Source organism: Streptomyces sp. CG 926, assembly GCF_003148825.1.
GTDB lineage: Bacteria > Actinomycetota > Actinomycetes > Streptomycetales > Streptomycetaceae > Streptomyces.
Genome location: NZ_QGGZ01000001.1, coordinates 995,046 through 1,008,700, shown reverse-complemented (window position 1 = coordinate 1,008,700; position 13,655 = coordinate 995,046). Strand labels below are relative to the sequence as shown.

Here is a 13,655-nt window from a genome sequence, read left to right as displayed (position 1 = left end):
TGAAGCGCTTGGCGCGGATTCGATACGGCTTGGGCCAGCCGCCCCCGACGTCGGATGAGGGGGTTCCGATCCTGCGAGCCACCAATATTAGCCGAGGCAAAATCAGCTCGGACAATCTGATGCGCGCCCACTTGTCTGATTTGCCTCTCGATCGCGCTCCGCTTCTTGTTGAGGGTGAGATCTTGGTAGTGCGCAGTGGGGCGTATACGGGTGACTCGGCGCGCGTCCCCAGAGAGTGGGCTGGAAGTGCCCCTGGTTACGACCTCAGGGTCACGCCGCACTCGGCGGACTCCCGCTACCTTGCCTACTCTCTCCTCGGCGACGCGGCCCATGATCGGATGATCTTGGTCAGTACTCGGGCGGCTCAACCGCACCTGAATGCCGAGGAGCTTGGTGAAGTGGGCGTTTGGCAGCCTTCGGTGGAAGACCAGCGGGGCATCGCCGACTTCCTCGACGCCGAGACCGCCCGGATCGACAAGCTCAGCGCCCTTCAGCGGAGTGCCATGCACAAGCTTGACGAGCGTGAATCGGCTCAGCTTGATCTGGAAATTGATGAGCTAGTCGAGCGCCACGGTGTTGTGCCGCTTCGCCGATTCCTCTTGGGGGTTGATCAAGGCGCTAGTCCTCAATGTGATGTGGTACCGGCTGCTGATGGCGAATGGGGGGTTCTCAAAGTCAGCTCCCTAAGGCCCGGCCTGTTCAATCCTGCGGAGAACAAGAGACTTCCGGCGGAAGTTGAACCCGATCAGGCAAGCGAGGTACGTGAAGGAGACCTACTAGTTGTTCGGGCAAATACCCCCCAGCTCGTTGGTTCAACTGCTGTAGTACCCCAGGTTCGCCGGAAGCTGCTCCTCTCGGACAAAATCTTCCGCGTCCGCTTGGACGGTCGACTTGCTGCCAATTTCGTGGCAACCGTGGCGCGAGGGCGTCGCATTCGCACCCTTTGCGCGGCTGGCTCGAACGGTGCTTCCCAGTCCATGGCGAACATTCGATTTGAAGAGGTGAAGGCATGGCCGATCCCAGCGGCGAGTCTGGATATGCAAGCCGGGTTCGTGGCGCGGGTGGCGGATGGCCGAGCTGCTCTGGACAGGTTGCGCCCACGGATTGAACGCCAGCTTGTCCTCCTTGCCGAGCGCCGCCAAGCCCTCATCACCGCCGCCGTCACCGGTCAGTTCGACGTATCCACCGCCAGCGGGCGCAACGTAACGGAGGGAATCACCGCATGAGCCCCGTCCACGACGAGTCCGCCTTCGGCTCCGCCATAGTCGCCGCGCTCACCGAGCGGGGCTGGCGCGAAGCCAGCCCCGCCGGCTACCAGGCCGACCTCGGCCTGGACACCCAAGAACTCTTCGAGTTCATCGGCAAGACCCAGGCCGAGGAGTGGCACGAGCTCCGGACCATCTATGGCGACGCCAACGAGGCCCAGCGCGGCTTCGCCCGGCGCCTCGATCAGGCCATCGCCAATGACGGCCTGCTCCACGTCCTCCGTAACGGCGTCAAGGACCGCGGCGTACTCCTCCGAGTGGCTTACTTCAAGCCAAACCTGGTCCCGGACGACTCCGCCCTCGACGGCTACCGCGCCAACCGCCTCACCGTGGTCCGCGAGCTGGTCTACGCCACGAAGCAGCTCGACTGGAACCACCGCCTCGACCTCACCCTGTTCCTCAACGGCATCCCCGTCGCCACCGCCGAGCTCAAGAACCCGCTCACCGGGCAGGGCGTCGAACACGCCAAGGAGCAGTACCGCACCGACCGCGACCCCACCGAGCTGATCTTCACCCGCCGGGTCATCGCGAACTTCGCCGTAGACCCCGACCTGGTCTTCGTCGCCACCCACCTCAAGGGCAAGAACACCCGCTTCCTCCCCTTCAACACCGGCTCCGAAGGCCCCGGCCGCCCCGGCGGCGCCGGCAATCCCGCCCCCACCGCCTTCGGACAGTACGCGACCTCCTACCTCTGGGAGCAGGTCTGGGCCCGCGACAACTGGCTTGACCTCCTCCAGCGCTTCGTCCACCAGGCCAAGCCGAAGGCCAAGACCGCCGGAGGCGGCGCCGCCACCCGCACCACGATCTTCCCGCGCTACCACCAGTGGGACGTGGTCAAGAAGATCACCGCCCACGCCGCCACTCACGGCGCCGGGCAGGACTACCTGATCATGGCCTCGGCCGGCTCTGGTAAGTCCAACACCATCGGATGGCTGGCCCACCGCCTCTCCGACCTCCACGCCGACACCGACCCGCGCACCCTCAACACCGAGGCCCTGACCGCCGGACTGATCAAGCCCGGCGAGCCCGTCTTCGACAAGGTCATCGTCATTACCGACCGCCGGAACCTGGACGCCCAGCTCCGCGAAACGGTCGGCAGCTTCTCTCAGACGGACGGTCTGGTCGTCAAGATCGACGAGAGGTACGGCGCCAAGAGCGAACAGCTCGCCCGCGCCCTCTCCCGCGACACCGGCAAGATCGTCACGGTCACCCTGCACTCGTTCCCTGCGCTGCTCGACTACATTCAGCGCAACCCGACCGAGATCAAGGGCACCACATTCGCGATCATCGTGGACGAGGCCCACTCTTCCCAGTCCGGAGAAGCGGCCACCTCCGTACGCGCCGCCCTCCGCGACCTCGGCCTGGACTCCGACTCCGAGGACGCCGGCGCGACCACCCTCACCGTCACCGAACAGCTCAAGAAGAAGGCCGAAGACCGGTCGAAGGCCGCCAACCTCTCCTACTTCGCCTTCACCGCCACCCCCAAGGCCAAGACCCTCGAACTCTTCGGCACCCCCGACCAGGTCGACGGCAAGGCCGCTTACCGCCCCTTCCACACGTACTCCATGCGCCAGGCCATCGAGGAAGGGTTCATCCTCGACCCGCTGCGCAACTACGTCACGTACGGCACGTACTGGAAGCTGGTCAACCAGAACCGCGACGAGCTGGAGGTCGACCCCTCCAAGGCGAACTCCCTCCTTGCCCGGTACGCGCTCACCCACGACTCGACCGTCTCCCAGCACGCCCAGGTGATCGTCGAGCACTTCGTCGCCCACACTCGGGGCCGGCTCGGCGGGCGCGCCAAGTCCATGGTCGTGACCGCCTCCCGGCACTCCGCCGTTCAGATGGCACGCGCCATCAAGAGCTACATCCAGGACCGCGACTACCACACCAGGTATCCGGACCTGGGGGTCCTCGTCGCCTTCTCCGGCTCGCTCACCATCGACGGGGATGAGACCACCGAGCCGAAGGAGAACGGCGGAATCGCCGAGAGTGCACTGCCCAAGGCGTTCGGCTACACGCGCGCCGACGACAAGGCGGTGAAGGCCGGAGCGAAGGGGCAGCAGGAGTACAAGATCCTGGTGGTCGCCGAGAAGTACCAGACCGGCTTCGACCAGCCCCTGTTGACGACGATGTACGTCAACAAGAAGCTGACCGGCATCTCGGCCGTCCAGACCCTCTCCCGCCTGAACCGCACCGCCGAACGCAAAACGCAGGCCGACCTCGCCGTCCTGGACTTCACCAACGACGCCGAGGACATCAAGGAAGCCTTCCGCCCGTACTTCGAACAGACGGAAACCCTTCCCTCGGACCCCAACCTGCTCTACACCGCCCAGAGCCGGGTCATGTCGGCGCCGGTCATCTCCGAGGCGGAGATGGACCAGTTCGCCGCCGCCTACTTCGAGGCGAAGGAGAAGGCCGCAGGGTCCCAGGCCAAGTGGGAGAAGCTGCACGCCGAGCTGTACCGGCTCCTCTCGCCGGCCGTCACCCGCTACGAGGCCCTCCGCGACAACGACGAGGACGAGGACGACGTCAAGACGGCCGAGGACTTCCGCGCCGACCTCAACGACTACGTACGCAAGTACGGCTTCCTCGCCCAGATCGTGCCCTACCACGACCCCGACCTTGAGCGGCTGCACCTCTACGGCCGCTACCTCCTCACCAGGCTCCGCGGCCGTACCGACGGCGGCGTGGACATCGGCGAGGTGGACCTCAGTCACCTGCGGGTACAGAAGACCGGCGAGCATGACGTCTCCCTCACCCCCGAGGGGTCCGCGACGCTGCCGGGCTTCGCCGAGGGCGAAGGCGGGGCCAAGGAGGCGGAGAAGTCGCTCCTGTCGGAACTGATCGAGAAGTTCAACGCCAAGTTCGGCACGGACTTCACCGAACAGGACGTCATCCAGCCCTTCGAAGAGGCCAAGGCCGACGCGAAGGTACGGGCCGCGGCGGTCGTCAACGACGAGGACAACTTCGGGAAGGTGTTCGACAAGGTCTTCGCTGACAAGATGGCCGACCACATCGACACCATCGCCGGTCTCGGCCGCCAGTACTTCGGCGCCGACCGGAACTTTAAGTCCAGCCTCGACCGCAGCGCCCGCCGCGCCGCGTGGCGGATGATCCGCCGCGAGGAGGGCGTGGACGACGCCGCCTGACGCACGAGCCCGGGCCCGCGTACACCGTGGCGGTGTACGCGGGCCTCGTGCCGTGCTTGGCTACGCCTGGTGCCCGGCCGCCAGCTCCACGAACCCGGCCCACGCGGCCAGGCCGATGGTCAGTACGGGGCCGGTGAGCTGCTTGGAGTCCCGGACGTGCACAGCGCCGGATGCGGGGGCCACCTCGACGCACTCGCCACCACCGCCGCCGCTGTAGCTGCTTTTGAACCATGTCGATTCCGGCACCGTGGGTGCGGTGCGATGCACGCTCATCTCTCTCCCAGCAGTTTCTCGACGAAGGCCATCGACTCGCTCGGTGTTAGGGCCTGTGAGCGCAGGATGCCATAGCGGGCCTCCAGCTCACGGACCTTGCCCGTCCCGGTGTACAGGCGACTGTCGTCCTGGACCTCGGTGTAGGCGATGCGCTGGCCGTTCGCGGCGTCGATCAGATTGAACGGCCCACCCAACCCGGCGTGGTCCTCGCGCTCGGTCGGCATGACCTGGATCTCGACGTTTCGTTCTTGGCCAACGAGAAGGATCTGCTCCAGTTGGCTACGCAGCACATCCCAGCCGCCGATCGGCTTACGAAGCACCACTTCTTCGATGATGAAGCTCAACAGCGGAGCGGGGCGCCGACCGAAGATCTGCTGTCGTGCGAGGCGCGATTCAAGGCGCTGCTCAATAACGGCATCGTCGAGCAGGGGCCGTTGCATCCGGAAGACCGCCCGCGCGTACTCCTCCGTCTGAAGGAGGCCAGGGACTGCGTGCGCGGCATACACGTACATGGCCAGAGCCGACGCCTCAAGCCGCGCCGCGTCGCGGAAGAACGCTGGGTACTGCGCCCGTGCGACCTCCTCCTTCAGTACCTTCAGCATGCCGCCCGCGTCCAGTACGTCATCCGCCTTGTCGATGAACCGGGGCGGTGGAATCCGTCGCCCCTGCTCGAATGACGCCACCGACTGTGCCGCGTACCCCACCAGCTTCCCGAACTCCGGCCGCTCCAGCCCGGCCCGTGTCCGCAACAGCTTCAACTGACGCCCGAACGCCGTCACCACACCCTGACCCGGTTCGTCCTCCGGGCGCTGCCCCACAGGCTCCCGTTCGGCCTCGTCATCGTCGGTCATCGCCGTCACCCTTCAGCGCAAGTACATCGCGCCGACTCCCGCGTACAAGCCGAACGCGACGGCGCGTTACCCATGGTCACGCTACGCCACCGCAGCCCACCGTGGAGCCATGACGACCAACCCCGCCGACGCCGAGCCCACCACCCAACCCCCGCACCCCACCCACCACTTCGAGATGCGTTTCAGCTCCACCCCGCGCGGAGCCCGCCTCGCCCGCCGCCTGTGTGGCGAGCGGCTGCACGCCTGGGGCATCCCGTACGGCACCGAGACCCACGACACCCTCACCCTCCTCGTGGCTGAGCTCGCCGCGAACGCCGTCCGCCACGGCCGCGTCCCCGGCCGGGACTTCCACGTGAGGGTGACCACCACCAGCCCCACGACCGTACGCATCGAGGTCACCGACACCCGCGGCGAATGCCTCCCCGAGCCCGTCACCCGCCCGCCGGGTGCGGACCGCACCGACGGCCGGGGCTTGCTCCTGGTGGCGGCCCTCGCCAGCCGGTGGGGCTGGCACTTCCGCCTCTGCGGGGCACCGGGCAAGTGCGTCTGGGCCGAGTACGCACACGACGGCCTGAACCGAGAGGTCAAGGGCCTTTCTCGGCCATAGCCGCCAAACCTGGCCAACCTCACTGGACGGAAGATCGCCACACGCCCCAGACTGGTCCCGGCATGTCGGGCCGGCCGACACCACCCGTGTACGTACGCCGGCGCACGGACGCGCAACGGGGGCGGGGCAAGGTGTCGCAGCAGGTGATCGCCGGGAGGTACGAACTCCTGGAGGAACTCAGTCACGGTGGCATGGGCGATGTCTGGCGCGGCTACGACGCCGTGCTGGACCGGCCCGTCGCCGTGAAGCTGATCCGGCAGCAATCCGTCACCTCCCCGCAATTGGGGGAGGAGTTCGCCAAGCGGTTCCGGCGCGAGGCCCGGATCACCGCCCGGATCCAGCACCCCGGCGTCCCGCAGGTGTACGACGCGGTCCTCGACGACGCCCACGAGCGGCTGTTCCTCGTCATGGAGCTGGTCGAGGGCGTCCAACTGTCCGGCTATGTGGACCAGGCGCGGCCGTTGCCCGTCAGCTGGGCCGCAGCCGTGGCCGCCCAGGTGGCAACCGTGCTGTCGCACGCCCACGAGGTGCCGGCCATTCACCGGGACCTGAAGCCGGGCAACATCCTCGTCGCCCGAGACGGCACCGTGAAGGTCCTCGACTTCGGCATCGCGGCCATCCTGCGCACCGACGCCACCAAGCTGACCGCGACCGGCACGCCCATCGGGACCTCGCAGTACATGGCGCCCGAGCAGGTCCGCGGGGGCCGGATCACCCCGCAGACGGACCTGTACGCGCTCGGGTGCGTGCTGCACGAGCTGCTCAGCGGGCGGGTGCTATTCCAGGCGGACAGCGAGTTCCTGCTCATGTACCAGCACGTCAGCGCCGCCCCCACCCCGCTCCGGCAGCTGCGCCCCGAGGTGCCGACCGCGCTGGAGGAACTCGTCCTGCATCTGCTGCGCAAGGCCCCCGAGGCCCGGCCCGCCGACATCCAGGAGGTGTACGAGCGGCTGCGGCCCTTCCTGCCGGGAGCCGGGCAGGCACAGGCGCCAGACGAGGCCGGGCCGGCCGGCGTGCCCGACCCGACCGGGCTGTTCCGTGACCCGTACGCTCCCCGCGCCCGGGCCCGGAGCACGCGCGACGTGCAGGGCGCGCCCGCTTCGGACATCCCGGCCGCCGGGCCCCTGCCCGTCCCGGCCGAGCTGCGGGCGGACATCAAGGAGGCGTACGCGCATTCCGACGCCCTCCTGGAAGAGGAGCGGTTCGCCCAGGCCGCCGAGGTGCTGAGCGAGGTCATCGAACCGGCCGCCCGCCTGCTCGGCCCGGAAAGCCGGTCGGTGCTGGAACTGCGCACGCAGCGGGCCGCCATCCAGCTGCTCGGCGGCGACTACCGGGCCGCGCTGCCCGAATTCACCGCGCTCGCCGACGCGTACGGCCGCATCACCGGCCCCACCAGCGAACAGGCCCGCGCCTGCCGCGCTCAGGCCGCCCGATGCCGCGCCGAACTCGGTCAGGTGACCGAGGCGCTCGCCGCGCTCCGAGCGGTACTGGGCGTCGTACGGTCCGTCGACAGCGACGCGAGCGAGGAAGCCCTCGAACTGCGCCGCGACATCGGCATGCTGCTGCTCGCACAGGGCAGGGCGGCGGACGCCCGCGCCATCCTCGAACCGCTTCACGCCGACCTCGTCCTGGTCTACGGGCCCGAGGACGAGCTGACCGCGGAGATCGCCGAGGCGCTGGCCCTGATCCGCCTCGACCTCGACGGCTCCCAGGAGTCCTGATCCAGGCCAGACAGGGACGATCGTACGGAGAGTGGCCATCAGCCGCGTCAGGCTGCGGCAGATGCTGAGGGAAGGGCATGCGATGAGCGGGAAGAAGGCCGCAGGCGTCAGCGAGAGCGTTGCGCTCCAGGTACGTCAGGTGGAGCAGGCACTCCGGAGCGTGTACGTGGACGGGGGCCTTCTGCACGTGGGCGACCTGGAGGACAAGTCGCTTCAGGAACGGGAGCCGCGCCTCCTGTCGCGGGCGCTGACGGCGCAGGCCGTGCGCATGGTCACGGGCTTCAGCCCGCAGGAAGCCGCGGACACCGTCATAGACGGCATCGCCGACCAAGGGATCGACGCGATCGCCGTGGTGGACGGCCCCGATCCGCACATCTACCTCGTGCAGGCGAAGTGGAGCCAGTTCGGAAAGGCCAAGAGCGAGCGGGAGGCCGTCCTCGAACTGCTGGCGGGTCTGCGGCTCATCGACGATGAGGACTTCGCGCCGTTCAACCCGCGGGGGCGCCAGCTGGCCGAGCAGGCGAAGGCCGTCATGTCGAAGGGGCCCGTACCCGTCACGCAGGTCGTCGTACTCATGCGCACGGACGAGGTCATCGAGGGATTCCGCCATGCGCTGATCAACGGCGAGAAGGAGTTCAACCGGTTCGGCGAACTCCTGGACCACCAGATCATCCTGGCCCCCGACGTGTGGGCCTCGGTCCGCAACGACCTGGCTCCCAAGCCCGTCGAGCTCACCACGGTCCTCTTTCCCTGGTTCGCGGTCAACACCCCCTACGATTCCTACCAGGGGGTCGTCTCGGCGGAGCTGGTCGCGGAGTGGGCCGCGCACGGTTCCAACCTCTTCAACCTCAACATCCGCAACCCGCTGGGCAGGACCTCGATCAACAACGAGCTGATCGAGACGCTCACGGAGGAGCCGGCCCACTTCCTGTACTTCAACAACGGCATCACCGTCCTGTGTGAATCGGTGGAGAAGACGTACGCGTCGATGCGGACACCCCACGCCTCCCCGCTCACGCTCACGCTGCACAACGCCAGCGTCGTCAACGGTGCCCAGACGGTCCGGTCCGTGGCGGACGCGATCGCCGCGGACGAAGCGGCGGCATCCGCGCAGGTTCCCGTACGGATCATCGTGACGGGCAAGGCCGTCGACTTCGCCAAGCGGACAACCCAGGCCACCAACCGGCAGAACAGGGTGGAAGCACGCGACTTCATCACGCTCGACCCCGTCCAGGCCGCCATCCTGGAAGAGATGCGGGCCGAACTCGGACTCGACTACAGCGTCCGGCGCGGTGAACTGGAACCGCCGGAGGCCACCGGTTGCTCGGTGGTCGAGGCAGCGTGCGCCCTGGCCTGCGCGCACCCCGACAGCCAGTACGCGGCCCGTATGTCCACCACCCTCGACGTACTGTGGGAACGCGGCTCCCAGGGCATCTACGACGTGCTCTTCCGGCCCCAGCCCGGTGTGTACCTCCTGTGGAACAGCGTGCGGGTCCTGCGCGCTGTCCGCAGTGCCCTGCATGCCCTGCGCCTGCGCTACGAGGGACGGGGTGCCGCCCTTATCGACAACGGCGTGTACCTGCTCGCCCACCTGGTCTTCCAGCGCCTGGACACCGAATCGATCGACGAGCCGGATCCCCAGCTGGAATGGTCGGCCGATGCCCTCGCACGCGTGCCGGACCTGATCAAAGAGCTGCTTCCGGCCGTCGCCGCCGTCATCGACGACCTGTACGGCGAACGATCGCAGATCCGTGGCGTGTGCGCGGACGTCACCCGCTGCCGAGTGGTCGTCGGCCGGGTACTCGTCGGTGCCGCAGACCCGCAGGACCCGATCGTGCGGGACAAGTACCGGCGCGTCCCCGCGCAGCGCAAGCCCCGACGCCCCAACGCCGTCCACGTGCTCATCGATCAGGGGGTGCTGGAGGAGGGCGACCCGCTCACCCTGACCACCGCCTACCCGATGGAGGCGGAGGCCCTCCGGGACTGGCTCGCCCAGGACGAGAAGCGCTCCCGTGCGACCTGGGTGAAGCACCGGACCAAGCCCGTCCTCTGGGCGGCCGACGGCAAGCGGTACTCGCCCTCCGGACTGATCACCCACATGTGGAAGCTCGCGGAATGGGCGGAACAGCCCGTGGCGAACCAGGGCACCGCCCGATGGGTGGCTCCCACCGGCGAGACCCTCGCCGACCTGGCCTGGCGAGTCCTCAACGGGCTCGAAGAGCCGGTACCGGGCTCCGAAGACGACTGACAGACGCGGGGCGAGACTGGCCGCTCCTGCGCCCCCTCGCATCCGGTGAGGAGAACCACCGACCATGCCACACCTCGCCTTCGACATCGCCTTCTGCGCGCAGCTCCCCAAACTCCAGGGGACCGTCCGGCAGGGGGTGTTCGATGCCTGGGAGAAGTTCGAACGGCTCACCCTGGACCAGCTGTTCAAGGACCCCGGTTTGAAGCTGGAGTCCCTCGAAGGGGCTCGTGACCGGCACATCCGGACCATCCGGATCGACAGGGGCACCCGTGGCGTCGTGCTAGCGCCCGACAGCGGGGACACGTATGTCCTGTTGCGGGTGCTGCCGCACGACAAGGCCAACGCCTGGGCGGTCAAGCAGAAAGCGAGCATCAACACAGTCACCCGGGCCGTCGAGATCCGGGACATCGCCGTCCTGGAGGAACTCACCCCCGCCTACGAGCGGGTGGCGCCCGAACCCGCGCAGCGCCTCTTTGCCGCGTTCTCGGACGGGGACCTGGCCGCCCTGGGTATCGATGAGACCACCCTGCGCCAGGCGCGGGTCCTTACCACCCTTGAACAGTTGGAGGCGTTCGCGCCCTTCTTCCCCCAGGACCAACGCGAGGTCCTGGAGTACCTTGCCGCCGGATTCACGGTGGAGGACGTGTGGCGGGACGTGGTGGCCGTCAACCTGGCCGCTGCCGACAGTGAGCCTGTGAACCCGGCCGACTACGAGACCGCCATCCGCCACACCCGTACCCGCATCGCGCTGGTCACCGGCTCCGAGGAGCTCCGCGAGATCCTCGACAAGCCCTTCGACGCGTGGCGGGTCTTCCTGCACCCCTCCCAGCACAAGGTGGCCTACCGGCCCTCTTACTCGGGTCCGGCCCAGGTGACCGGGGGCCCTGGGACGGGGAAGACGGTAGTCGCCCTCCACCGCGTACGGCACCTGCTCGGCCACCTCCGCGACGGCGACCGCATCCTGCTCACCACCTACACCAACGCCCTGGTGGCGGCACTGCGTTCCGGACTCGCCGACCTGGTCGACGACGAGACGCTCCGGGACCGGGTGGACGTTCTGACCGTCGACGCGTTCGCCGGGCGCGTGGTGTCCACCTCCCGCAGGCCGTTGCGCGCCGACGAGGAAGCGAGCCGCTGGCAGCAGGCGGCCCAGGCCGCCGGCTTCACCGGCAGCCCGCAGTTCCTGGCCCAGGAGTACAGGCACGTCGTGCTCGCCCAGAACCTCCGCACGTACGAGCAGTACGAAGCCGCCGAGCGGAGAGGACGCGGCAGTGCACTGCCCCCTTCCGCCCGGCCTCCGCTGTGGCGGGGCGTGGAAGAGTTCACAGGCCGGCTCGCCGCCGACGGCCTGCGGACCTACCTCGGGACCTGTGCCGAGGCCGCAGAGCTGTTGGAGCAGTCCGGGCCGCGCTACCGTCACGTCGTCGTCGACGAGGCCCAGGACCTGCATCCTGCCCAGTGGCGGCTCCTGCGCGCCGCCGCACCGGCCCGCCCCGACGATCTGTTCATCGCCGGCGACCCGCATCAGCGGATCTACGACAGCAAGGTTTCCCTGAAGGCTGTCGGGATCAAGGTCGCGGGCCGGTCGACGAAGATGCGGAAGAACTACCGCTCCACCCACGAGATCCTGAGCTGGTCCACGGCCCTCCTGACCGGCCGGCCCTTCGCCGAGCTGGCGGACGACGCTCGCAACGAAACCCTGCTCGGCTACCGGTCCGTCCTCCACGGGAGCGGCCCCGAGACACACGCCGCCACCTCTGTGGAAGACGAACTGGACGCACTCGTCGGACGAGTCAAGGGGTGGCTGGACGAGGGCGTCGCCCCTGAGGACATCGGTGTGAGTACCCGCTTCAACCGCACCTGCGACCGGGCGGCCGAGCGACTGACCGCCGCAGGTATCCCTGCGCAGCGGCTGCGGGCCGACCGCCCCGCGGTGCCCGCCGCGGTGAACGTGGGCACCATGCACGCGTTCAAAGGCCTGGAGTACCGCTGCGTGGCAGTGGTTGGCGTCCACGACGGCGCCCTCCCCTACCCCAAGGCGGTGACGCCCGAGGAGGTCGACCGCCTCCAGCACGAGGCCGACCTCCTCGCCGAACGATGCCTGCTCTTCGTCGCCTGCACCCGGGCGCGCGACGGCCTGTATGTGTCCTGGGCGGGGGAGCCCAGCCCCTTCCTGCTTGCGGCCGAGATGTGAGGGACGTCCTGGACCGGCCCCATAGACAGTCACACGTGGTGTGCACGACAACATTGAGGAGAAAAGATGGGCGAGCTCGCGGACCGCGTGGCCCGGTTGGAACGTGAGGTCGCGGAGGCCCAAGAGGCGCTGCGAGTCATGGAGAAGGTCGACGAAGAGATCGAATGCGCCATGGAAGAGGTCGAGAGCGTGTGCGAGGCGCTCCTTAACCTCTCAGGGGAACTCGACGGAGAGATCGCCGATCACAACTATCCAGCCGTCGAACGGTGCGCCTACGAGCTATGGGGTCTGGTCGATAGCGAACAGGTTCGGCGGGCCGTCGATACAGTGGCGCTGCTGACAGCGGTTCGGGACGGAAGTTCTCTCCCCGCCGCGTCCGTAGACACACTCATCAGCCGCCTGAAGGACGTCAAGGCGTCGCATCCCACACTGCCTCAAGTGGCACTCGACCAGGAGCTTCAGGCGGCGATGGATCGGGCCGCCGGCATACGGAACGAAATCTACGACGATGGCTCATGGGACAGTGAGGACGAACGCAAGGTTCATCTTGCTGACCATCAGCGTGAGGCGAGGGAGGAAGCGATCTCCGACCGTGCCGTTCGGGCGGGCCGCTTCTTGATGGAACTCTGCGATCACCTCGCGGAGACCGTGTGGCCGGAGGTTACGGATGGCCTCCGCGGAACGGACCTCGAAAGGGTGGCGCGGGCCCTGAAGGAGGCATCCTTGGCGGGGGAGACGGCTCCGGCGGTATACAAGCTCTACGAAGTAAATCTGTCGGTGCAGTACGAGTCTGCTCCGGGTCGGGGCCGGTGCCGGGCCGGGCCCGCGCGAGGACCTCCAGCTCCGCCATGTCCGCGGCCCGCTCCGGCGCGACCTGCCCCAGGTACGAGCCGAGCGCCGCGACCGAGTCGGCGCTCAGCTGCGGATCGATGCCCACGAATCGCACGCGCCGGTCGGCGGGCACGCCGAGGTTGTGGGTGCGCATCCACTCGACGATGTCGAGCATCTCCTCGGTGCGCCACGTCCAGAAGCCCAGCCGGGCGACGAGCCGGGTCGGATCCCCGACGCCGTGGCACACGTACGCGTCCACCGCGCGGGCCGCCGACTCGCCGGCTTCCATGGCGAGCACGGTGCATCCCATGTCCCGTACCAGGAACTCCAGGACGCGGTGCTTGAGCCGGAAGAACTCCCGGGTGCCGTGGGTGGATTCACCCAGCCCCACGATCTTCACGTCCCGGAGCACCCCGCGCAGCGGTTCGAGGTCCGCGTAGGGGGCGCCCGGGTCCAGGGTGTCCAGGGTCCGGGCGTGAGCTGCTAACCACCGGTCGGCGGTGTCCGACATCG

9 protein-coding genes are annotated in these 13,655 nt (G+C 68.2%); 6 read left to right on the top strand and 3 right to left on the bottom strand.

The features are described from left to right. The first annotated feature begins 338 nt into the window (after positions 1–338). Complete coding sequence (locus BCL76_RS38445; protein ID WP_146228315.1) at positions 339–1,226, top strand: hypothetical protein; 888 nt, start codon at positions 339–341, stop codon at positions 1,224–1,226. Further along, entirely contained in the window at positions 1,223–4,417 is a 3,195-nt protein-coding gene (locus tag BCL76_RS04140) for a type I restriction endonuclease subunit R (RefSeq protein WP_109778123.1), read from the top strand. Before BCL76_RS38445 ends, BCL76_RS04140 begins: the two co-directional genes overlap by 4 nt. Before the next feature lie 60 nt (positions 4,418–4,477). Here BCL76_RS04140 and BCL76_RS04135 read toward each other — a convergent pair whose 3' ends face one another. Further along, a complete protein-coding gene (locus tag BCL76_RS04135; protein ID WP_109778122.1) occupies positions 4,478–4,690 on the bottom strand; it encodes a DUF397 domain-containing protein in 213 nt (70 codons plus the stop codon). Further along, on the bottom strand, positions 4,687–5,541 hold the full coding sequence (locus BCL76_RS04130; protein WP_109778121.1) for a helix-turn-helix domain-containing protein: 855 nt from the start codon (positions 5,539–5,541) through the stop codon (positions 4,687–4,689). Before BCL76_RS04130 ends, BCL76_RS04135 begins: the two co-directional genes overlap by 4 nt. 109 nt (positions 5,542–5,650) lie before the next feature. Here BCL76_RS04130 and BCL76_RS04125 point away from each other — a divergent pair, with 109 nt between their 5' ends. The 4 genes from BCL76_RS04125 to BCL76_RS04110 all read left to right on the top strand — a co-directional run bounded on the left by BCL76_RS04125 (position 5,651) and on the right by BCL76_RS04110 (position 12,311). Beyond that, positions 5,651–6,148: an ATP-binding protein gene (locus tag BCL76_RS04125; protein WP_109778120.1), complete on the top strand. Its 498-nt coding sequence runs from the start codon at positions 5,651–5,653 to the stop codon at positions 6,146–6,148. A 143-nt stretch (positions 6,149–6,291) separates the two neighbouring features. Continuing rightward, positions 6,292–7,869, top strand: a complete 1,578-nt coding sequence (locus tag BCL76_RS04120) for a serine/threonine-protein kinase (protein WP_375137876.1) — start codon at positions 6,292–6,294, stop codon at positions 7,867–7,869. An 82-nt stretch (positions 7,870–7,951) separates the two neighbouring features. Beyond that, positions 7,952–10,117, top strand: a complete 2,166-nt coding sequence (locus BCL76_RS04115) for an AIPR family protein (protein ID WP_109778119.1) — start codon at positions 7,952–7,954, stop codon at positions 10,115–10,117. A 64-nt stretch (positions 10,118–10,181) separates the two neighbouring features. Beyond that, positions 10,182–12,311, top strand: coding sequence for a UvrD-helicase domain-containing protein (locus BCL76_RS04110; RefSeq protein WP_109778118.1), 2,130 nt, complete (start codon positions 10,182–10,184; stop codon positions 12,309–12,311). A 661-nt stretch (positions 12,312–12,972) separates the two neighbouring features. Here the strand turns inward: BCL76_RS04110 and BCL76_RS04105 are convergent. After that, the gene (locus tag BCL76_RS04105; RefSeq protein ID WP_109778117.1) at positions 12,973–13,653 is read right to left on the bottom strand and encodes an erythromycin esterase family protein; all 681 of its coding nucleotides are present in this window, start codon (positions 13,651–13,653) and stop codon (positions 12,973–12,975) included. Between the last annotated feature and the right edge of the window lie 2 nt (positions 13,654–13,655).

Excerpts from the sequence above, each read along its gene's own strand:
- BCL76_RS04115 (WP_109778119.1), top strand. The coding sequence starts at position 7,952 with ATGAGCGGGAAGAAGGCCGCAGGCGTCAGCGAGAGCGTTGCGCTCCAG.
- BCL76_RS04110 (WP_109778118.1), top strand. The coding sequence starts at position 10,182 with ATGCCACACCTCGCCTTCGACATCGCCTTCTGCGCGCAGCTCCCCAAA.
- BCL76_RS38445 (WP_146228315.1), top strand. The coding sequence starts at position 339 with ATGATCTTGGTCAGTACTCGGGCGGCTCAACCGCACCTGAATGCCGAG.
- BCL76_RS04105 (WP_109778117.1), bottom strand. The coding sequence starts at position 13,653 with ATGTCGGACACCGCCGACCGGTGGTTAGCAGCTCACGCCCGGACCCTG.
- BCL76_RS04135 (WP_109778122.1), bottom strand. The coding sequence starts at position 4,690 with ATGAGCGTGCATCGCACCGCACCCACGGTGCCGGAATCGACATGGTTC.
- BCL76_RS04130 (WP_109778121.1), bottom strand. The coding sequence starts at position 5,541 with ATGACCGACGATGACGAGGCCGAACGGGAGCCTGTGGGGCAGCGCCCG.
- BCL76_RS04140 (WP_109778123.1), top strand. The coding sequence starts at position 1,223 with ATGAGCCCCGTCCACGACGAGTCCGCCTTCGGCTCCGCCATAGTCGCC.
- BCL76_RS04125 (WP_109778120.1), top strand. The coding sequence starts at position 5,651 with ATGACGACCAACCCCGCCGACGCCGAGCCCACCACCCAACCCCCGCAC.